Annotated in this window: 22 protein-coding genes; 11 read left to right on the plus strand and 11 right to left on the minus strand. The window is 48.0% G+C overall.

Annotated features, from left to right (window positions below):
- Window positions 1-52: 52 nt before the first annotated feature.
- A complete protein-coding gene (locus AB9P05_RS01155; RefSeq protein WP_371906980.1) occupies window positions 53-256 on the minus strand; it encodes a dodecin family protein in 204 nt (67 codons plus the stop codon).
- Window positions 257-430: 174 nt separating this feature from the next.
- On the opposite strand from AB9P05_RS01155, the gene AB9P05_RS01160 reads away from it, so the two are divergent.
- From AB9P05_RS01160 to AB9P05_RS01205, 10 genes are all read left to right on the plus strand, one after another.
- Window positions 431-910, plus strand: a complete 480-nt coding sequence (locus tag AB9P05_RS01160) for a lipocalin family protein (protein ID WP_371906981.1) — start codon at window positions 431-433, stop codon at window positions 908-910.
- A gap of 223 nt (window positions 911-1,133) precedes the next feature.
- Window positions 1,134-2,102 carry a VWA domain-containing protein gene (locus AB9P05_RS01165; protein ID WP_371906982.1) on the plus strand — a complete coding sequence of 323 codons (969 nt, stop codon included), beginning with the start codon at window positions 1,134-1,136 and terminating at the stop codon, window positions 2,100-2,102.
- Window positions 2,099-2,746: a tetratricopeptide repeat protein gene (locus AB9P05_RS01170; protein ID WP_371906983.1), complete on the plus strand. Its 648-nt coding sequence runs from the start codon at window positions 2,099-2,101 to the stop codon at window positions 2,744-2,746. The genes AB9P05_RS01165 and AB9P05_RS01170 overlap by 4 nt, the downstream gene beginning before the upstream one ends.
- Window positions 2,743-3,483, plus strand: coding sequence for a hypothetical protein (locus tag AB9P05_RS01175; RefSeq protein WP_371906984.1), 741 nt, complete (start codon window positions 2,743-2,745; stop codon window positions 3,481-3,483). The genes AB9P05_RS01170 and AB9P05_RS01175 overlap by 4 nt, the downstream gene beginning before the upstream one ends.
- A gap of 77 nt (window positions 3,484-3,560) precedes the next feature.
- Window positions 3,561-4,742, plus strand: a complete 1,182-nt coding sequence (locus AB9P05_RS01180) for an acetyl-CoA C-acyltransferase (protein ID WP_371906985.1) — start codon at window positions 3,561-3,563, stop codon at window positions 4,740-4,742.
- 141 nt (window positions 4,743-4,883) lie between these two features.
- A complete protein-coding gene (locus AB9P05_RS01185) occupies window positions 4,884-6,209 on the plus strand; it encodes a toxin-antitoxin system YwqK family antitoxin (RefSeq protein WP_371906986.1) in 1,326 nt (441 codons plus the stop codon).
- Between the two features lie 64 nt (window positions 6,210-6,273).
- On the plus strand, window positions 6,274-7,209 hold the full coding sequence (locus AB9P05_RS01190) for a phosphoribosylaminoimidazolesuccinocarboxamide synthase (protein WP_371906987.1): 936 nt from the start codon (window positions 6,274-6,276) through the stop codon (window positions 7,207-7,209).
- A gap of 42 nt (window positions 7,210-7,251) precedes the next feature.
- Window positions 7,252-7,647, plus strand: coding sequence for an STAS domain-containing protein (locus tag AB9P05_RS01195; RefSeq protein ID WP_371906988.1), 396 nt, complete (start codon window positions 7,252-7,254; stop codon window positions 7,645-7,647).
- Window positions 7,648-7,668: 21 nt separating this feature from the next.
- The gene (locus AB9P05_RS01200; RefSeq protein ID WP_371906989.1) at window positions 7,669-8,586 is read left to right on the plus strand and encodes a ribonuclease Z; all 918 of its coding nucleotides are present in this window, start codon (window positions 7,669-7,671) and stop codon (window positions 8,584-8,586) included.
- Window positions 8,587-8,588: 2 nt separating this feature from the next.
- Complete coding sequence (locus tag AB9P05_RS01205; RefSeq protein WP_371906990.1) at window positions 8,589-9,425, plus strand: queuosine precursor transporter; 837 nt, start codon at window positions 8,589-8,591, stop codon at window positions 9,423-9,425.
- Window positions 9,426-9,450: 25 nt separating this feature from the next.
- Here AB9P05_RS01205 and AB9P05_RS01210 read toward each other — a convergent pair whose 3' ends face one another.
- A complete protein-coding gene (locus tag AB9P05_RS01210; RefSeq protein WP_371906991.1) occupies window positions 9,451-10,260 on the minus strand; it encodes a TrmH family RNA methyltransferase in 810 nt (269 codons plus the stop codon).
- Here AB9P05_RS01210 and AB9P05_RS01215 point away from each other — a divergent pair.
- Window positions 10,175-12,634, plus strand: coding sequence for a BamA/TamA family outer membrane protein (locus AB9P05_RS01215; RefSeq protein ID WP_371906992.1), 2,460 nt, complete (start codon window positions 10,175-10,177; stop codon window positions 12,632-12,634). The genes AB9P05_RS01210 and AB9P05_RS01215 overlap by 86 nt on opposite strands.
- Here the strand turns inward: AB9P05_RS01215 and AB9P05_RS01220 are convergent.
- From AB9P05_RS01220 to AB9P05_RS01260, 9 genes are all read right to left on the minus strand, one after another.
- The gene (locus AB9P05_RS01220) at window positions 12,622-13,566 is read right to left on the minus strand and encodes a mechanosensitive ion channel family protein (protein WP_371906993.1); all 945 of its coding nucleotides are present in this window, start codon (window positions 13,564-13,566) and stop codon (window positions 12,622-12,624) included. The genes AB9P05_RS01215 and AB9P05_RS01220 overlap by 13 nt on opposite strands.
- Window positions 13,567-13,683: 117 nt before the next feature.
- Complete coding sequence (locus AB9P05_RS01225) at window positions 13,684-14,361, minus strand: PRC-barrel domain-containing protein (protein ID WP_371906994.1); 678 nt, start codon at window positions 14,359-14,361, stop codon at window positions 13,684-13,686.
- Window positions 14,362-14,370: 9 nt separating this feature from the next.
- Window positions 14,371-14,619 (minus strand): hypothetical protein, encoded by a 249-nt coding sequence (locus AB9P05_RS01230; protein WP_371906995.1) that lies wholly within the window; start codon window positions 14,617-14,619, stop codon window positions 14,371-14,373.
- An 85-nt stretch (window positions 14,620-14,704) separates the two neighbouring features.
- On the minus strand, window positions 14,705-16,282 hold the full coding sequence (locus AB9P05_RS01235) for an FAD-dependent oxidoreductase (RefSeq protein WP_371906996.1): 1,578 nt from the start codon (window positions 16,280-16,282) through the stop codon (window positions 14,705-14,707).
- Window positions 16,283-16,383: 101 nt separating this feature from the next.
- Window positions 16,384-16,800: a DUF2007 domain-containing protein gene (locus AB9P05_RS01240; protein WP_371906997.1), complete on the minus strand. Its 417-nt coding sequence runs from the start codon at window positions 16,798-16,800 to the stop codon at window positions 16,384-16,386.
- Between the two features lie 105 nt (window positions 16,801-16,905).
- Window positions 16,906-18,138, minus strand: coding sequence for a hypothetical protein (locus AB9P05_RS01245; RefSeq protein WP_371906998.1), 1,233 nt, complete (start codon window positions 18,136-18,138; stop codon window positions 16,906-16,908).
- 14 nt (window positions 18,139-18,152) lie between these two features.
- Complete coding sequence (locus tag AB9P05_RS01250) at window positions 18,153-19,010, minus strand: sterol desaturase family protein (protein ID WP_371906999.1); 858 nt, start codon at window positions 19,008-19,010, stop codon at window positions 18,153-18,155.
- Window positions 19,003-19,317: a hypothetical protein gene (locus AB9P05_RS01255; protein WP_371907000.1), complete on the minus strand. Its 315-nt coding sequence runs from the start codon at window positions 19,315-19,317 to the stop codon at window positions 19,003-19,005. Before AB9P05_RS01255 ends, AB9P05_RS01250 begins: the two co-directional genes overlap by 8 nt.
- 165 nt (window positions 19,318-19,482) lie before the next feature.
- Window positions 19,483-21,567: a thiamine pyrophosphate-dependent enzyme gene (locus tag AB9P05_RS01260; RefSeq protein ID WP_371907001.1), complete on the minus strand. Its 2,085-nt coding sequence runs from the start codon at window positions 21,565-21,567 to the stop codon at window positions 19,483-19,485.
- Between the last annotated feature and the right edge of the window lie 21 nt (window positions 21,568-21,588).

Here is a 21,588-nt window from a genome sequence, read left to right on the forward strand (position 1 = left end):
TGCAGGCTGCGGCTGATTCAATCCAGGCATTTAGCCGGATTAAAATAGCTAATTAATTATCAACCGTAAAGGAAATTTTAGCATTAACGCCATATGAAACGATTTTGTTACCGTCAACATTTCCGTTCATTTCCTTCACATACACTGATTTTATGTTGTTTACACTTTTTGATGCTTCCGTTACAGCGTTTTGTGCAGCATCGTCAAAACTCTTTTCTGAAGTACCTATCACTTCAATGATCTTTACAATTGACATAATAGTAGTTTTTAAGGTTAAAAAAATCATATAAAGCTATCCATCTGACAATTAAAGGATTAGCTCTTCTTAAGGAATCAATCAAATGGCTCTGTGTTTGAGGTACTTCCGCTTTTTTTCAAAAATCATCCGGCAGGTTGAATAAGTTGGCAAGCAAATTGCAAATGCTTAATCATGAGACGCTATAACTACATGCTACTGCTTAAGAGACCTGGCTATTTCCTACTGGTAATCAGCTCATTGTTTCTGCTGCTTTACCTTACTTCCTGTGAGTTTGAGCAGATAGGCCCCGAAGGACTGACTCGTACGGAAATGCTGGCAGGCATGCTCGGCTCTGACAAAGCCTGGGAACTACAGTATTTTACAGTAGACGGCCAGCGCATTTACCCCTCATACTGTGATGAGGATAATCTCACCATTTTCGCCCACAATGGCAGCTATACGCTGGATCATGGCTATGAGAGCTGCTACCCTTCAGAGCCAGACAGCGAATACGGGCAGTGGTATTTTACTAATAATGGCAATGATGTCATGATAGGAGTGAATGGTAACCGTTTTGAATACGAGATTCAGTCTCTAAGCAGTAACAGGCTTGAAATTGCCCTTTATTCATTGGGAAACCGTACAGTAAGTACTTTCAGAGCAGCCTATTAATTAGCATAAGACGATTATAGATAGATTTGGAATAATGAATTAGCCCTCTGCTTCTGGCAGGAGGCTTTTTTATAGGATAAGCTTGTCTGAGCCCCACCCTTTTAGATTCTGATAAGATATTTTCACAAAAACGTATAATTTTACACCTGTCAGCGTTGACAACCACGTGCCGGGTGCATTGCAACATTCGCCCCGGCCAGGCATTAATATGTAAAGAGCACGAATGAAATTCCTCTATTCTTTAGACTGGAACGTACTCATATTCGTACCCATTTTTCTGGCGCTGTACCTTGCCTACCTGTTTCGCATGGGACAGATCGGGAGGTATATCTCAACCAGTTGGGGCGTAATCACCTTTAAGTTGCTGCTACGGGCAGCCTACATAGGCCTTATCTTCATTGCCATACTGGGCCCCTCCTTTGGGGAAACCAAAAAGGAGATCCAATCTGTAGGTAAGGACATCATGATTGCCGTAGACCTGAGCCGCTCCATGGATGCTATGGACATACAGCCCAGCCGACTGCAGAAAACCAAGTTTGAACTTAAGCGTATAGCGGATGCCTTTGGCGGTGACCGCATAGGCCTGGTCATATTCAGCAGCAGTGCCTATATGCAATGCCCCCTTACATACGATGGCAGTGCCCTCAATCTCTTTATCGAGACACTTAGTACCGACCTGGTGCCCAATAGTGGCACGGACTTTGGCCCGCCCCTGCGCATGTCACTGGATAAACTAATGGAAGACTCAGAACCCGGCACCGGCACACGCAGTAAAATCATACTGCTCATAAGTGACGGAGAGGACTTTGGCGACAATACTAGTGAGATAGCCAACGAGATACAGACCAATGGCATAAGCCTGTATACCCTGGGCGTAGGTACTGAAGAAGGCGCACGGGTCCCTACCCCGCGCGGTTTCCTGGTAGACAAGCAGGGCCAGTTCGTTATCAGTAAGCTCATGCCAGGTGACCTGAAGAGCCTGGCTCAGAACTCCGGTGGCGAATACTACGAAATCTCGGGAGCCAGAAACGATGTAAGCCGCCTTATCAATACCATAGCCAGCATAGAAGGCGAGGTAAGAGATGTGCGGCAGGTAGATACGGAGTCTAATAAGTATATTTATTTCCTTGGCCTGGCCCTGGCACTCATAGCCCTTGATATGATGTTGAACCTGAAAGCGGTACGGGTATGAGAAATGAGATAATAGCCATTTGCCTCCTGATAGTGGCACTTTACGGTTGCGACAGTAAAAATATATTTACCGAAGTACCGGATTTTAACGCGCAAAAGAATTTTGCTGCTGCCTCTTACATACAAGGTGAATACGACACGGCTGCCTATGTATATGGCTACCTGACAGACAGTGCCGGCTACCTGGCACCTATGCTTAAACTAAACCAGGCCAGCGCTCTGTACCAGGCGGAAGACACTGCCGCTGCCCGCAAGCAATACGAGCAACTGCTGGACAGCCAGGATAGCACTATCCAATCACAGGCATATAATCAACTGGGTATAATGGCTTTAAAAACGGACAAAACAGAAGACCGTAGCCTCAATCTGTTTAAAAATGCCCTGCTCACGAACCCTGACAACGAACTGGCACGTTATAATTACGAAATCATAAAGATGTACGCTGACCTGATTAGTCCAGACGAGCCAAGCGATTTTGCTAAGGAGCTAAAGGAGATGAGTGACAAGCTAGTGTCTGAACACCGCTTTGGAGAGGCCTATCGGCTAATGATGCAAGGCCTGAAAATGGATGTGACCGTACAACAATATATGGACTATATCCAGCGCCTGGGAGACATCACAGAAATAGAAGAAAATCAACCATGAGAATAGTCAGTATTCTTTTACTTATAATCTGCATGGCCGGTACCACTTCTGCACAGAATGTAGCCTCAGCCGGCACAGGCAGCCCCTCTGGTTACTTTAATAATGCCGCCACCCAGCACATAACCGGTGATAGCCAGGCCGCGCTGCAAACCGCCCTGACAGGCCTGCGCCAGTACCCTAACGACCGCAAACTACGCGAGCTGGTGGATAAACTGCAGAAGGAGCAGCAACAGCAGCAAAAAGAACAGGAACAGCAGGAGCAGGAAGAAAAAGACCAGCAAGAGAAAGAGGAGCAGGACGGAAAGGAGCAGAACCCCCAGGATGGCGAACAAAACGAGCAGCAGAACCAGGAGGGCGAGGAAGAACAACAGGACCAGGAAGGTCAGCAGGAAGAGGAGCAACAGCAAAACCAGCAACAGCAGGGTAAGGATGGCGAGCAGGGAGAAGACGGCGAGCAAAGCCAGGAAGAGTCTGAAGCACAGGATGGTGAAAAAAGTGACCAGCAGGGCACTCCCGATGAGTCTGTGACGGAAGCCGGCGAAGAGGGTGAGGAAAGTGACGAAGAAGGCGAGGAAGCCCTCAGGCAACGTACCCTGCAAAAACTCAAGGACATGAATATGACCGAAGAGAAAGCACGCATGATATTAGAGGCCATGCGTAATGCTGAAATACAGTATATTCAGCAGCGCAAAAGAAAAGCCCCCCGAAAAAGAGACAATAGTAAGCCCGACTGGTAAGCCTGCCTGCTAATTCCTCTTTATTTTTTATCTTCGCAACCGTTTGCAAATCATTAGTACCGCAAAAAACTCAATCAATGAAAGAAGTATATATCGTTTCGGCCGTAAGAACCCCCATAGGAAGCTTTGGAGGTAGTCTTGCCTCTATTGCAGCGACTGACCTGGGAGCTGCTGCTCTGAAAGGCGCAATGGAAAAGGCCGGGATTCAGCCCGATGTAGTAGAAGAAGTATTTATGGGTAATGTATGCTCGGCCAACCTGGGCCAGGCTCCTGCCCGCCAGGCGGCCGTAAAAGCCGGTCTTGGCTATAACGTACCTTGTACCACAGTTAATAAGGTATGTTCTTCCGGTATGAAGTCGGTAATGATAGGTGCCCAGTCCATCATGCTCGGCCAGAATGATGTGGTACTTGCCGGTGGTATGGAAAGCATGTCTAACATCCCCTACTATGTGGCCAAGGCACGCTACGGCTACAAGTACGGTCACGGTGAGCTTACAGATGGTCTGCTGAAAGACGGCCTGTGGGAGCCTTACTATAACTTCCCTATGGGTAACTGTGCTGACAATACAGCAAAGGAAATGTGCATCAGCCGTGAAGAGCAGGACGAATACGCCATCAATAGCTACAAGCGCGTAGCCACTGCTACCGACGCCGGCTATTTCAAAAATGAAATCGTGCCGGTAGCTGTACCCCAGCGCAAAGGTGACCCAGTGATGGTAGAAGAGGACGAGGAGTACAAGAACGTACGCTTCGAAAAGATTCCTGCCCTGCGCCCTGTATTTGACAAAGAAGGGACCGTAACCGCTGCAAACGCGTCTACTATTAATGACGGCGCCTCCGGCCTTGTACTTGTAAGCAAAGAAAAAGCAGAGGAACTTGGCCTCAAGCCTATCGCCAAAATCCTCGGATTTGGTGACGCTGCTCAGGATCCTATCTGGTTTACCACCTCTCCTGCCCTGGCTATTCCTAAAGCAATGAAAATGGCGGGTGTGGATAAGAGCAACGTGGACTACTACGAGATCAACGAAGCATTCTCAGCAGTAGCCATCGCCAACCAGAAAAAACTGGAACTGGATATGGATAAGCTGAACGTATTCGGTGGAGCCGTAGCGCTAGGTCACCCTCTCGGAGCTTCCGGTGCCCGTATCATTACCACCCTGGCCAATGTGCTTAACCAGAAAGACGCCACTATCGGTGTCGCTGGTATCTGTAATGGTGGTGGTGGTGCCTCTGCCATCGTAATCGAGCGCATGAACTAAGCGACTTATACCCTGATAATACTGATCCCCGGCCTTACCCGCCGGGGATTTTTTTATGTATATTCTGTAATTTCTACCGGCATGAGCCTAAATTTTGCCTGAATGCAATTTTTCGGGGCAGAGTTTGTTTATTTATACACTATGAGCCGACTACTTCTTATCACCCTTTTCACATGCCTCTGCCTGCCGGCACTCGCCCAGACAGAGATACGCACCTATTACGAAAATATCGACGGCAGGCCCCTCCGCGAGCGGTATGTCATACTGAATAGCGATAGTACCATGATAGATGGCCTGTACGTTCGCTTTTACCCCGAGGGCGATACCATGGCTACTGTCATGTTCGATAAAGGACAGAAGACAGGCCACTTCTTAGAATATTATCCCGGCGGACAATTGCAGCGCAAGACCGGCTTTGAGAGCGGAGAGCGAAACGGTCCCTTTATAGTATACAACGAGACAGGAGATATCTGGCAGAAAGGCTATTACCAGGATGGTGAGCTATCCGACTCCCTTATGGTATATAATCCCGATGGCACTATCAAAAGCACCACCATGTTTCAAGCCGGTGCCCCGGAAGGCGAGGTCAAGGAATATTACCCTGACGGTATCCTTAAGGAACTGATCACCTACAGCGGAGGCAAACAAAACGGCCCCGCCAAACGCTACTACCGTGACGGCAGCCTGCAGTCGGAGGCCACCTTCCAAAACGGCACCATTGTCGGAGAATCCCGTACCTACTACCCCGGCGGCCAACTGGAGAAGGTGATGACAATGAGTGAGGACGGGCAGTCCGCCACTTTTAAAAGCTACTATAAATCCGGCAAACTAAATACGGAAGGTGCCTACGCGCGGGGCCAGCTACATGGTAAAGTGACCAGGTATTATGAGAACGGCCAGCCGGAGCGCAGTATAACCTATCAATATGGCACCCCTACCGGTGAAGTCATTACCTATTATGAGGACGGCAGCATCATGTACCGCACTAACTATACTAAAGGGGATCAGGAGTATACAGTAAAAGCCTACTATGAAGACGGCACCCTCAAAAGCGATGCGGCGTATGTACAAAAAGACCAGCCCCACGGCACGTTTACTTCATATAACCCGGATGGATCACTGGCCTCGGTGATCGAGTACAATAAGGGAAAGATATCCGGTGAGGTAAAACTATATGACGATAAGGGAAGACTACAGGCTACGGAAGCTTACCAAAATGGCGTGAAAGTAGGAGAACAACTGGTCTACTATCCCGACATGGGCCAGAAAAAAGAGGTGGTGGTCTACAGTAATAATAAGATGCACGGCCCCACCAGGCAGTGGTATCCTGACGGTACCCTAAGAATGGAAGGAGAGTACGCAGGAAACCGTAAAGCAGGTGAATGGAAGTATTACACTGAGGCTGGTAAGCTGCAAAAAACAGAGGTTTACCGCCGTGGCGAACTTGTAGAAACACGGGAGGAGTGAAAAATCCTGTAGTCCCTGCATTTTACATTTTTTTAATACACCCCCTTGTCTAACTTTGCAGCCGATGAAACAGGCTTTTAAAGAAACCGATTTCCGGTTCGACGGACAAACCGACTTTTATCGCGGAAAGGTTCGTGATGTATACTTCTTTGGCGATAAGGTCGCTATGGTGGCAACAGATCGTATCAGCGCATTTGATGTGGTATTGCCCAGGCCTATACCCTACAAAGGACAGGTACTGAACCAACTGGCTGCCAAAGCAATGGAAGCCACCAAAGATATCGTACCCAACTGGATAGAAAAGGTACCCGACCCCAACGTGACCATGGGTAAGCGCTGCGAAGCCCTGCCCGTGGAGATGGTGATCCGGGGCTACCTGGCGGGCCATGCCTGGCGCGAGTACCGTGACGGTAAGCGTACTATCTGCGGGGTATCCATGCCTGAGGGCCTTAAAGAAAACGACCGGTTCCCCGAGCCACTCATCACCCCTACCACCAAAGCTCACGAAGGCCATGATGAGGATATCTCACGTGAAGAGATTCTGAAGCAGGGCCTGGTACCTGAGGATATCTACGTAAAACTGGAAGAATACACCAGGGCTTTGTACAAACGCGGCTCTGAGCTGGCAGCCAAGCAGGGGCTTATCCTGGTAGACACAAAATATGAATTTGGCCTGTACAACGGGGAGGTTTATCTTATTGACGAGGTTCATACCCCGGATAGCAGCCGCTACTTTTATACAGAGGGCTACGAGGACAGACAGCAGGCCGGCGAGGTCCAGCGACAACTTAGTAAAGAATTTGTGCGGCAGTGGCTCATTCAGCATGGCTTTCAGGGACAGGGCGATCAGCAGATACCCGTCCTGCCTGACGAGTTCGTGCAGACAGTGACTAACCGTTATATTGAATTATACGAGAAATTTACCGGCGAAACCTTCCAAAAGCCGGCTGAAGGGGATGCTTTGGAACGTATCCGAAAAAACATAAATTTGGCACTTTAGTTGACTAGGGAAGGTTAACCTACAGCTTTTTAATCTACATCAATGAAATACTCCATTAACAAAGAGGAAAAATACTCAGTCTTCACCCTTAATGAAGAAAAACTTGATTCCTCAATAGCGCCCGCGCTAAAGAGTGAATTTATCACGCTAAACGCAGAAGGGGTACGCAACCTCGTACTGGATATGAGCCCTGTGAAATATTGCGACAGCTCAGGACTCAGCTCTCTGCTTGTAGCTAACCGAACTTATACTCAGGAAGGCGGCATGTTTGTACTGACCGGCCTTAACGATCATGTACAAAAGCTGGTAACCATTTCTCAACTGGAATCGGTACTTACCATACTGCCAACCGTAGAAGAGGGTATTGACACTGTTTTCATGAACGAGATCGAGAATGATCTTAAGAGCGAAAACGGAGAATCAAACCAGGACGTATAACAGGCTGGCCCTGGCAGTATTTTGACGTTCAAATTAAAAATACTGGGCTCTAATAGTGCTGCCCCGGCACATAATCGTCATCAGTCTGCCCAATTGCTACAGATCGAGAACCAGTTTATACTGATCGACTGTGGTGAGGGCACCCAGATGCAACTGAAAAAGTACCGGGCCAAAGCCCGCAAGATCTCCCATATATTTATCAGTCACCTGCACGGTGACCACTACCTGGGGCTGGTAGGGTTGCTCTCAACCATGCACCTGCAGGGAAGAAAACAGGACCTGCACCTGTATGGGCCTGCTCCTCTGGCGGAGATCATTACCGTACACCTGCGCCACTCGGAAATGTACTTTAACTACAAGGTACATTTCCATGCGCTGGATCTGGATAAGAAAGAACTGATCATGGAAACCAATACGCTGGAAGTACATGCTTTTCCTCTCCAGCACCGGATCACCTGCCACGGATTTATTTTCCAGGAAAAGCCTAAACCCTACCGTATTAATAAAAGCGTGATGCCAGTAAATATGAAGCTGGAACACATCATGAAACTGAAAAAGGGTGAAGATGTATATGATGAAAAAGGTGAGCTGTTATACAACGCATCGGAGATGACCTTCCCCCCAAGACGGTCCCGAAGTTATGCGTACTGCTCAGACACTATTTTTGACCCCACCCTGCCTTTATACTTTAAGGGTGTGGACCTTCTCTACCATGAGGCCACCTTTTTGAAAGATCAGGCCAGCCGTGCCAGTGATACGTTTCACAGCACCGCAGAACAGGCAGCCATGATAGCGAAAGATGCTGAGGCGGGTCAATTGCTTTTGGGTCACTTCTCCATACGGTATAAAGACCTCTCCCCCATCTTATCAGAAGCTAAAGAAGTATTTCGTGCCTCCCGTCTTGCCCTGGAAGGCGAGACCATTACCATAGATGACTAAATATGGCGAGCGATGCATCCTCTGGTACGGCTGATTCCGTACTCAATGACCCTGAACTGGTCAGAAAACGTAATAACCTGTTTATATTTCTGAGCGGTATTTTTCTCACCAATGCCATACTGGCCGAGCTTATAGGTACTAAAATATTTTCGCTGGAACGCTCACTGGGCTTTCCCCCGGCACGGTTAGAGGTTATCAGCGGCTATGAACTTAGCTTTGATCTTACCGCAGGCGTGGTTATATGGCCGGTAGTATTTATCACCACCGACATTATCAATGAATACTTCGGTAAGAAAGGAGTACGCAAAATCAGCTACCTTGCCGCTCTCTTCATCATCTATGCGTTTGTCATTATTTACTTTGTGACAGACCTGACCCCTGCTGAATTCTGGACAAATATTAACGCAACAGACCCGGCGGGCAACCCCTTTAATATTGATTATGCCTTTGGCGTCATATTCCGGCAGGGCATGGGCATTATTGCCGGATCCCTCATTGCCTTTCTTATTGGGCAGCTACTTGACGTATTCGTATTTCAGAAGCTACGACGAATTACCGGCAATAAAATGATCTGGCTGAGGGCCACAGGGAGCACATTGGTGAGTCAATTGGTAGACAGTTTTGTCGTATTATTTGTCGCATTTTACATTTTTGGCGCATGGCCTTTATCGCAGGTAGCCGCGGTAGGACTCAACAACTACTTCTATAAGTTTGCCATAGCCATAGCCCTTACGCCTTTACTTTACGTAGCACATTATTTGATAGACCGCTACCTGGGTGTGAAGAATGCCGAACGGGTAATGGAAGAGGCCAGCCGGGAAAGCAAAGGATTTTTCTAGTGCAATAAAGAACAATAGCCGTGTATCATGTTTCTTTGCTAAGCCTTACAAGGTTGTCACAGAGCACGGCAGTAGCGATAGCTACATTAAGCGATTCGGCTTGTCCCTGCCCGGGTATGGTGATGGGTTGAGATATAAAAGGATCGAGTTCATCCCGGATTCCGGTAGACTCGTTGCCCATAACCAGCCAGCCCGGCTTCAGCGCCTGTGCCTTGTGTATATCCTGGCCCTCCAGGTAGGCACCGTAAACCGGCACTGATACAGAGCCAAGCAGGTCAGGCAGAGAAGCATAAGCAGGCACTATACGGGAAAAAGAGCCCATAGTAGCTGCTATCGTTTTGGGGTTGAAGAAATCGGCACAGGTACGGCTGCAAATCACCGAGTGAAAGCCATACCAGTCGGCGATGCGGATAATAGTACCCAGGTTACCCGGGTTTCTGACATCGTCAAGAATCAGGCCCCAGCGACCTTCCGGCAGAAAAGCCGGTTTGCTGTCGGGCATACGTACTACGGCAAGTGCAGCTTCGTTGGTTTTAAAGGAACCCAATGAAGAAATTTCTGCCGGTGATGCCTCAAGTGGCTCTGCCACCTTTTTATTTACCATTGTCCCGTATTTTTCGATAAATTCGGGCGCGGCAACCAGTTTGTCGATATGCAGGTGTGACTGAAGGAGTTCTGCAACGCTTTTTTCTCCTTCCACAAGAAAGGCTTGGGCTTTTTGCCTGTATTTTTTTATTTGGAGCGATCGTATGAATTTAGCTGTACTTTTTGAAACCATGGTACCATCCCGCATAGCCACAAAAATAATGGTTCGGGTATTCTTTTGGGCATTCATCCCCCTCTTTTTGTCAGGATGCCTCGGTACCAAATATCTGGATGAAAACGAGGTACTGCTTCGTAAGCAACAGATCGAAGGCAATGAAGAGTTGAGCGCCACTACCATGGAGAGCTACTATCAGCAGGAAACCAACCGGCAGATACTTTTTTTTCCTGTATACCCCTATGTCTATCTGTACCACTGGGGCTTGAATAACTATGACAAAACGGAAATCCGGGCAGATAAGGAAGATAAGATGGTGGAGATCAATGCGAAGATCGAAGAAGCCAAAGCAGAAGATAAGGAAAATAAGGTAGAACGGCTGGAGCGTAAGAAGGAACGAAAGGAGGAAAAGTTTGACAAGAAACTTAGAGAAGGCAATATTCTGATGCGCTGGGGGGAACCTTTGGCCGTACTGGATACGGGTGCCGTAAGGACCACTACGGAGCAATTACGACTGCTTATGAGCAGCCGCGGCTACCTGAACTCAGAAGCAGATTTTAATATAGACGTAGAAGATAAAAAGGCCTATGTCACCTACAATGTCGAGGAAAAGACGGCGTGGACGATAGATACCTTCCAATTCAGAACCGACGATGAAGCGATCAGAGAATTAATATCCGGTACCCTGGAGGAAAGCCCTATCCAGCAGGGAGAGAACTACGAAACCCGTGACCTGGATGCAGAACGTCAGCGGGTGGATGAACTGCTTAAAAACAACGGTTTTTATGACTTCAGCCGCCAGTATCTGGTATTTAACGTAGACACCACGGTAGACGATCACAAGGCCTGGGTGGAAATGGTGGTGCAAAAACCCCGCAGTGGCACCCATAAACGCTATAAGCTGGACTCTGTCATCTTTGTAACAGATGCCAGTGAATCGGGCGAAGAAGAAGCCCGGAAGGTAAAGCAGTACCAGGGAGTGACCTATAAATACTATGATGATATATACAGCCGGAAAATACTTGACCGCAGGCTGTTCATATACCCTGATAGCTTCTACAGCAAGCAGAATACTTTCGAGACCCAGCGTCAGCTTGCTAACCTGGACATGTTCAAGTTTATCAACATAAACTATGATACCACAGGCGGCCGCTTCGTAGCCAACATCTTCACCAGTCCGCTGAAATCATACCAGACCAGTAATGAGGTGGGTGTAAATGTGAGCCAGGGCTTACCCGGTCCTTTTTACAACCTGTCATTTAAAAAACGAAATGTATTCGGAGGGCTGGAGATTCTGGAATTGAACGGTCGTATAGCCGCAGAAGGTGTAGCTTCCTTCTCTGACCCTGAAAATGTATATCAGAGCCGGGAATACAGCGCCAACCTGTCCCTGATCTTCCCGCAATTTATCTTTCCCTTCAGCGATAATTTTCAGCGAAAGATTGGTGAGTACAACCCGAAAACCCGGGTGCAAACGGGGTATTCCTTTACTAACCGACCGGAGTACGAACGAAGTAACCTGAACGCCGCACTGGTGTACACCTGGCAAAAGGACACCAAAATATTTTATAACCTGACACTGGCAGATTTGAGTGTGATACGGACGCCACGGACGACAGAAGCCTTTGACAGCCTCCTTCTTACCCTGTTTGAGAATGGTAATAACCTGATCAACTCATTTAACTCAGCCTTTGTATCCAGTGTGAGCTTCAGCCCCACCTTTAGTTTTAATAACTACGGCGACTATGAGCAGAAGGCCAGCTACCTGAAGCTGTTTGTAGAAAGCGGAGGTACGACCCTCAATCTTTATAAGCCGCGCTTTCTCAAATCAGAACAGATGGACAGCACGGGGCTGGACTTTTATCAATGGGTAAAGTTCTTTGCAGACTACAGGCAGAATATACCGTTAAATCAAAATCAGTCCTTTGCCTGGCGTATTAATGCCGGTGCTGCCAAGCCCTATGGCAGAAATGAAGCATTACCCTATGAAAAATATTTCTTTGCCGGAGGTAGTAACAGTGTGCGGGCATGGCGTCCGCGCAGGCTTGGGCCAGGAAGCTATACACCCCGACTGGCAGATGGCTCCAGGGACTACCAAAGTCTCTTTGAACAACCGGGAGAGATCATCTTCGTAGCAAGCGCGGAGTTCAGACGCAAAATCATAGGCTTTTTAAACGGCGCCGTGTTTGTAGATGCAGGTAATGTGTGGACCATCTCGGAAGACCGCTCCAGGCCAGGTGCCGACTTCAGCCTTACGGACTTCTACCAGGAGATGGCGATAGGTACAGGCATTGGCTTCCGCTTTGACTTCAGCTTTCTTATACTCAGGCTGGATATTGCAACCAAGGTCCGTGATCCTGCCATAGAAGAGGGTAGTAAGTGGCTCTTCAGGCCTTTTGGTGACCGTGAAGAGACTGTGCTTAATATCGGTATCGGTTATCCTTTCTGATCAGGTGAAGGAGGCTGGCTTCCACGTTTTGTATTGGGCGGATTAGGTATCTCCAGGTTATCCACCAGCACTGAAATGGGCAAGCGCCTTTCTTCCTCGTACATCTTGAATTCGACTATGTCCGAAGGCAACTTAATACCTTTTGCGATAAGCCGGTTCATCACTGCCAGCATTACCCTGTATTTCAGGATAGTAAATGACGTAAGCATGTCTAGCGTATTAATCCAGAAATAGATACGCAGGTTAATCGTACTGGCGGCAAATTCTTCTATTACAATGAAGGGACGGAGGTGCTCCCTCTTTTCGATATCATTCTGCTCATTCATTATATCCAGGATAATGCGCTCAGCCTCTACCACATCGGTGCCATAGTCCAGCCCGATGAGGAAGTCATGGCGCATAAGCCCATCCTTGGTGTAATTTGTCAGGGGGTTCTTAATGAGCATGCTGTTAGGCAGGAAAACATCTCTTCCATCAAAGGTACGGATCTGGGTATTGCGCAGGTTAAGCATTTGTACATTCCCCATAAAGCTATCTACCTGTATGAGGTCCCCTATCTTAAAGGGCCTTCCAAAAGCCAGAAACACCCCGCTAAGGAGGTTTTCACCAATATCTTTAAAGGCAAAACCAAGCACCAGGGCAGTAACGCCAGCCCCTGCCAGCAACCCCCTGGCTGTACCAGCCAGTCCTACAGCATTTAGAAACGACACAAAGCCTATTAGTACCATAATAAGCATAACCAACCGGCCTGCGAAAACCACGGGGAGCCTGTCGTGTACTTTTCTGAACAGCCTGCGCACCACCAGTCTTCTGAGTAAAATACCGATGAGAAGGAAAATGATAAACAGGCCTATGCCTACAAGGATTTCAGGGGCATTATCAGCCCATTTTTCACCAAAGCGCTGAAAGGCTTCGCGAATGCGGGTTTTCATAGTCGAACAAATTTATCCTGAACAACCTGCTACCAGGGTTTTGGTTTAGCGGGGTATAAAATGAAAAGCCCCTGACCTGAGGCCGGGGGCTTTCACATATCATTCATAATTTAAACCTTATGTATGCGTATACCGATCGCGGTAAGAGGCATCGTTATAATCTTCATCATTATAAAACTCGTCATCATCTTTACCAGTCGCGGCACGGCGAATATTACGGAGCTGGTGCTGCAGCATCTCATATCTTGATTTATAGATATCCCTTTCAGCCTTGGCTACATCCCGCTCAGCCCGGGCCCTTACCAGTGGGTCATCGCTCTCCAGGCCATCTTTGTGAGTATGCCGTTTATTTTCATACTCCTGCGAGTGCATGTGATGTGACTCATACATATGCCGGGTATCGTCATCATCCCGCAGGGCGTGCTTAAGGCCATACTCATAATCGCGGGTTATGGGTTCCCCGGTATATACAGGGTAAAAGCGTACTTTTTCCCTATCCAGGGAATCTACTACCACCGCCTTATGATCGCCCTCTACCCTGGTCCTGCCTACAGGTACCAGTATCTGGCGTTCGGTTTCATTAGCGTACAGTTTTTTATCTGTCGTTACGGTCAGGTACCGTGCTTTGCCCCGTTCGGTATCTACTATAAGGTCATTTACTACCCCAAAGGCATCATTTTTCTTACCTACTACCTTCCATCCGCGAATATCGTGGCTGTCGTCTGATACGTGGAAGTGCTTAAGATCATTTAATGATTGCAAGGGGGCATTATCGTGTGAGTCGGTCGTTACCATAAAAAAATGTTATAGGGTATAAAAAATATGCTGATTACTGGCATATAGCCCTGAAGGATGCGAGTCATCCTCTATATTGAAGTTAATTTCATTATCTTCAATTACCTCACCCTCGGCGGGTTCGGTTTCTATATTACCATCCTCTACGTCGAGCAGGGCATCCAATACAAAATACCCTATCAGCAGCAGTACAATAATACCCAGCAGCCAGGGCCATGAGGACTTCTTCTTTTTTCGTTCAATATTGATCTCTGTCATAATTTAAAAAAATTAATATGCGTGTGGTCAGATCAAAAAATCATCAATTAAGTAACTGATAAAGAATAATTTAGTTAAATGATCTCTATAAAGAAGAAACCATCTGCTTCCACTCTACTCCTTTTTTAATTAGGGAAGGTTCCGGCATGCGTCGTTCATGCATCAGATGGTGTATGGCCGCAAGGTCACCGGTGCGGCCCAGTTCCATTACAGCCCTTACTTCATTTTCTTTGATGTAAAAAGCCAAAAACTCCTTGTCCGTCACACTGCCGCTAATAACTACTTCGTCAAATTCATCAGCGTGTCCGGTATAGTGTAGGGACAAGCCATGCTGGGCTGTCCAGAAGAAGGGAACGTTCTTATAGGGCACTCTCCTGCCAGCCATATTTTGTCCGGCCACACGTCCCATCTGGCAGGCTACCTGCCAGTGTTCTATCCGGCTCTGACCATTTGGAAAAGGGAAGTAGGCTATATCCCCGGCCGCATATACGTCCCGCCCGGCATAGGCATACACATCAGTCTTAATACCCCCGTCCTTTTCGAGAGTAAGGCCTTTCACCATATCAGTATTAGGCTGCACACCTATCCCCCCTACTACCAGGTCGGCCTCCAGCGTTTCGCCGTTTTCCAGTACCACTGAAGTCACTTTGCCATTTTCCCCTTTGATCTCTTTAGGCTTGGTTTCAAGTTTAAACGTAGTACCATTCTCCTTGTGCGTATCAGTAATTAGTTTACCTATTTCCTCTCCGAACTTTTTGGCAAACGGCAGACTATCAGGAGTAACCACAGTAACTTCACAGTCAAGTTCTCTCAGGCTGAAGGCACACTCCATTCCAATAAATGATGCGCCGATGATCACCACTTTTTTGGCACTTTTGCCTGCATCCCTCAGTTGGCGGCTGTCTTCCAGTGAGCGCAGGTAATGCACACCTTTCAGGTCATGACCAGGGATATCAAGGTGACGGGGCTTGCCTCCTGTACATATCAATATGCTGTCATAGGCAATATCTTCACCGCCCTCCAGGCTCACAGTCTTCCTAGCTACGTCCACACTGGTGGCCTTACTACCAAGCTTTAATTCTACATCTATGCGGTCATAAAATGCTTTATCACGAAGGGGCATCCATTCGTCAGGGGCATTATCCTGCAGGAAATCCTTGCTACAGTTAGGCCGGTCATAGGGCAGCTCATCTTCTGCAGTTACCAATACGATACGTCCCTGAAAACCTTCTGCCCGCATGGACTCAACGGCATAGGCCCCGGCGGCTCCGCCGCCCAGCACCACGAATACGCGCCCATCTCCCTCATCAGCTACAGACATGGGGGGCACGGCATGTTCCGGTGCAGGTTCAGGAACCTGTACGTAAATATCATCCCCATCGAGCCTTACGGAAAATTTTGGAAGGTCATTACACCCTGGTGCATTTAAATGCTTGCCGGTAGATACATCGAAACAGGCATGGTGCCAGGGGCAAACCACCTTATTACCGTGCAGAGAGCCTTCTGCAAGTGGAGCCCCATAGTGGGTACAATGGGCCGCCAATGCATAAAAGTGGCCATCCTGTCTTACCAGCAGGAGCTCGGTATCTCCTGCCTTCACCTGTTTCATCTCACCATTTCTTAGTTCGCCGGTGCGGGCTACTTTCACTTCCTTGGATGCCATGATCTAGTCGTTTGGTTAATCGTCCCAAAAAAAACCAGCGTCCGGGGATAGTGTTTGAAAGAGAGAGACTTAGAGCTAATAATTATTTACCGGAAAGATCCTTACCTGCGAATCCTGAACTCAAAATCACAGTTTTTGCACTTATATACCGTGCGGACATAAATAGGAAAAACAGCCAGCAAGAAAGCCGACACAGAGGATAGAACACCTTTTATTCCTTTGTTTGAAATAAAGTGCCCATATAACTTCTTACTACCGCAATTGGGGCAGGTAACATCTTCTTCCTGATCGTTTTTATAGGGTAGGCCTTCCATATCTTCCAGCAATTGCTGTGCCCTGGCCTGGTCCTCTTCCAGCACTTTGACTTTGATACCTCCCACTGTCACATTATACAGTGGGTTCATAGTTACCATATTTTCATCAAAAATAAAGCAGGGTATATCTTCACTTTCAAGTTTTGTCTTCAGTAAGTGAGCTTCCACATGGTTAGGAAAGGATCTGAGAGTTACTAGTGACATAGATTATTCAGGTTCATTAGTCTATTATTATAATACATTCACCCCGACGCTACAGGTATAGCATCCACAATTATACAGTGGGGCACAAGCCAGTTGAGGACTTTATTAATTTTGAGGTAGTTGGTACCAGGGCATGCCCAGTAGTCCTACACCCTTTTCTACGTGTACCGAATCACCCACTTCTGTGGCCTGATAGAGACTGCTGCCTACATTCACCTCCTCAGGGCTGGTTAACGGACCCCATGGCTCCAGAGTAAGGTGATAAGAGGTATATTTTCCCTTTCCAATACGCTTGTCAATAACCACCGGCGCATATTTTTCCAGCTGGCTGTGGTCATAATAGCAGTTAACAAATAAACTGGCAGCAAGCATATAAGCGGCACTAAACAGAGCCATCACAGATAGCAACATATAGTCTGTGGCTGTCTTTTTACTGAATTCATCCGTGCCGGTCATTAGTAAAATGGCGACCATGAAGCCCCACAGCCCTGCGATGTACCACCCCTCCTTGAACTGAATTACGTTGTAGTCCCACACTACCCGAAGGCCTATCACGGGTACCGGTATAAAGTAAGCATATAAAATGGAAGGGTACCTGCTTTTCTCATAGCTGTTCATCCTTATCAGGCCTTTGTACCGGATCACTGTAAGTAAACAAATTAGTGGCAGGAGCACGAGCGCCCACATAATTACCTCGTAGTATTGCCTAATAAAAAGCCCTGCCGCCCCTACGGCAATCCCTGATCCATTTAACAGGTAAGATGTTATTTTTGCCCGCCTTAGTAATGCTTCACGACTCTTCTCATCCAGCCCCCGACCTGAGCTATCCAGAGTGGTCTCTAGCTGATTATCGGGTTCCAAAACATCCAGATCGGGAAAATACCGGCTCAATAAAGCTTCGAAAAAGTCAGAGTACTGGTAGTACTTGTGCACTTTTACTCTTTTTAAGTCCGCATTTCGGGGTTCCAGATAAAGGTACATATCAGTTCTCCTGTAGCCACGAATCTCATCAAACCTTAAAGTCCGGTTCGTAAATGTGGATGTATGTCGGATAACCCCGTTTTTTATCACTACCCTTTCGTAGAGGGCATCTCTAAGGCCCACTATGGTCAGCACCAGGCCAGCCAGGAAAAGTACGCTGAAAATAGTTAAACCCAAGGTACCCAGGCCATCAGGGCCGTTACCAACGACAAGGGGGAAGGTGGCAGCTCCGGCCGGCAGTAGGGGAAGAACTATAAATGATAGGATTCGTACCCCTTTATCCATCCGCATATCCAAAGATACAGTGGCGAGAGAGGGTAGCTCCTCAGACCCCTTCTCTGCCGATCGGACTCCCATTTGTTCAACTTTATTCAATACCCTATTACTTTCTTCTCTTCTTTGAGTGGCCTTTTCGACCTTAACCTTGTCAGCCGCTCCCACGCCTTCTTTGACACGACAGGCTTTACTAATTGTCCGGCGTAGGTGGCCGGTGCCTCTTCTGTTAGACCAAAGGCTTCAGGTTCATGATCGGGACATACGTAGGTGCCAAACAGCACGTCCATCAAAGGGGAAATATTAGCATAATTGCCGGTATCCCTTTCTTTATTATGATGCCAGTGATGGAGCTCAGGTGCTCCGATTAATACCCTCAGGGGGCCTAGAGGTAAACGGACATTACTATGAATGTATATTGCCCATATGCCTCTGAAAGCGATCACCCCGGCAATGCTCTCCAGGGGAAAGCCCATGATAAAGGCAGGCAGGTTTATGAGGCCAATAGTATACAGGCTATCAAGTGGGTGCTCCCGGTGGGAGGCAAGCCAGTCCAGGTGCTCTGCACTGTGATGAACTTTATGAAAGCGCCAGAGAAAATCTATGCGGTGCTGTAACCGGTGTCCCCAGTAGATGAGGAGATCACTAAAGAAAAACATTTCCAATACCTGTAGCCAAAAGGGCTGCGAACGGATAGCAGACTGCCAGGCAGATGGAATGAGGCCTGTAAGAGGTTGGGATAAATAATCTAAAACCCAGATAACAAGACTACTCCAGATCAGGTACTGACCTACCATAAAGCTTAGGTCTATTAACCAATGGCGGCGGAAGATCTTCTGGCCTGCTTTTGCCGGAAAAGCCTTTTCCATTGGTATGAAAAGAAGCCCCAGAAAAAGAATACTGATCAGGAGGCCTTCAAAACCCGCCAGTATGGTACTACTTATAAGGCTAATCATTATCCTTAAGCGAATCAGGGATGGCTAGATACAGAGAGTCTAACAGGAAGTTTCTTTCCTGGTCAGGCTTTATGATCAGTACCTTGGTACTTCCCAAAGCCTTCATCATTTTATTATCAAACTCCTCCTTTATAGAATCGGCTCTTTCTCCTGTCCACTCAAATCCGGCAGGAGTCGTGCCCCCATTCGGGTTACCAAGGAGTATGATTTTTCTACCCGTTATATAGCCTGCATTATAGGCCACAAACCCACCTATAAGACATATAAAAAGGGTTAACGCCAAGGGCTTAAGCAAGGTCTTTTGCATATCATATAGTTTCAGGCAAGATACCCCATTATCTCATATCAAGGAACAGGCTAAATATATAAAAGGGTAAATGTTAAGAGGGTGCCTCGGGCTATATACCAAAGGATATAGCCTGAAACAATAAAAGCCGCCTACCGGCAGCTTTTTATTTAATATCAAATTAAATCAATAATTCAGTAGCTCATCCAGCTTATCCCCTACCTTATCGGCATTGGGCAACATTTCCTTTTCCAGGTCCATGTTGAGCGCAATAGCGGGCAGGTTAAGGGCGCCGAGAGTCATTACAGGAGCATCCAGTTCCTGGAAGCACTCCTGGGCGATACGGCCGGCAAGGCTTTCGGCAAAGCTATTCATCAGTGGCTCTTCTGTGAGCACCAAGGCTTTATTATGACGGCGTACGGCACTTACGACAGCCTCCCAATCAAGAGGATTGAGGGTACGCAGGTCGAGTATCTCAATGGAGCCGGGGAATTTTTTTGACGCTTCCAGAGTCCAGTATACTCCCATTCCGTAGGTGATAACCACGGCAGAGTAGCCTTCTTCCACCATATCGGTATCGGCTTCCTGCACGGTGCGGGCTTTACCTAGAGGCACTACGTAATCTTCAGAAGGCTCTTTGGATTTAGCCTTTTCTGTCCCGGGCACCTTACTCCAGTACAGGCCTTTGTGCTCCAACATCACCACAGGGTTAGGGTCATGCCATGCGGCCTTCATTAGCCCCTTCATATCAGCGGCGGTAGAAGGATACACCACTTTTATACCCCGGATATTGCATAGTGTACTTTCTACGCTTCCTGAGTGGTAAGGTCCGCCACCTCCATAAGCACCGATAGGCACTCTGATAACAGAACGGACAGGAAACTGTCCCATACTCAGGTAGCAGCTCTTACTAAGCTCTTCTACCAATTGGTTTATACCGGGCCAGATGTAATCGGCAAACTGGATCTCTACCACGGGGGCAAGCCCTACGGCAGACATGCCTGCCGTGCTACCCACGATGTAGGCCTCTTGTATGGGGGTGTTAAATACCCGGTCTTCGCCATACTTCTTACCCAAAGTAGCCGCCTCACGAAATACGCCGCCGAGGCGTGCCCCTACGTCCTGCCCATATAGCAGGGCCTCAGGGTTGTTTTTCATGATTTCGTTCATGGCAAACAGCGCAGCATCTACCATCACGATCTTCTCAGCTCCTTCCGGCTCGCGCTCGCCTGTCTCTTCTGTAATGGGTGTGGGGGCAAACTCGTGATCCGATACGGTAGCCGGATCAGGGTCTGGAGAATTCACGGCTTTTTCCCACGCTTCTTCAGCTACTTTGCGGCCCTGTGTTTCCAGCTCTTCCACTTCGTCCTGAGGCATGCCACCCTCCAGCAGGTAGTGACGCAGGCGTGGAGTGGGGTCGTCTTCGTGGTGCAGGTTCAGGTTTTGTTCGTCGCGGTAAAATTCTTTCCTCACCCCACTGGTATGATGCCCGAGCAAGGGGCATTTAGCATGAACCAATATGGGTTTGCGGTTTTTCCGCACATAGTTGACGGCTTTCTCCATGCCGTTGTAGCTATCGGCAAAGTCGGCCCCGTTTACCCTCATACGTTTGAGGCCCTTAAATCCGGCCGCAAACTCATAGGCATCCATGGCCCTCATTTCCTCACCGGTGGCCGATATCCCCCAGTCGTTATCCTGGATCAGGTAAATAATTGGCAGGTCTTTCAGTATAGCCATCTGAAATGCCTCAGACACTTCACCCTCTGTCACTGAGCCATCGCCCAGAGAGCAGAGTACTACGGGCTTATTATCATCGCCTAAGCCCTGGCTTTCCTTATACTTTATTCCGTGGGCCATGCCTGTAGCTGGTATGGCCTGCATGCCTGTGGCACTACTCTGGTGAGGAATGGTGGGCATACCCTCACGCTTAAGGCTGGGGTGATTGTAATAGGTACGCCCTCCGCTAAAGGGGTCATCGCGCTTGGCCATGAGTTGTAGCATCAGCTCATAGGGTTCCATGCCTATACCCAGCAGAATGGACTCATCCCTGTAGTAGGGTGCGGCATAGTCCCAGGGCTTCAGGTGAAAAGCAGCCGCTAACTGTATGGCTTCATGGCCCCTGGAAGTAGAGTGCACATACTTACTGGCCAGTTTTTTATTTTCATCGTAAATTTCCGCCATGCGGCCGGCTGTGCACATGAGCCGGTAGGCTTTTTTTAATACATCGGTGCTGATCTCAAACTCAACGTCGTGGGTCACAGATGAACTCATTATTGGGTCGTTGTTTGGCTC

The sequence above is a fragment of the Roseivirga sp. BDSF3-8 genome (assembly GCF_041449215.1).
GTDB lineage: Bacteria > Bacteroidota > Bacteroidia > Cytophagales > Cyclobacteriaceae > JBGNFV01.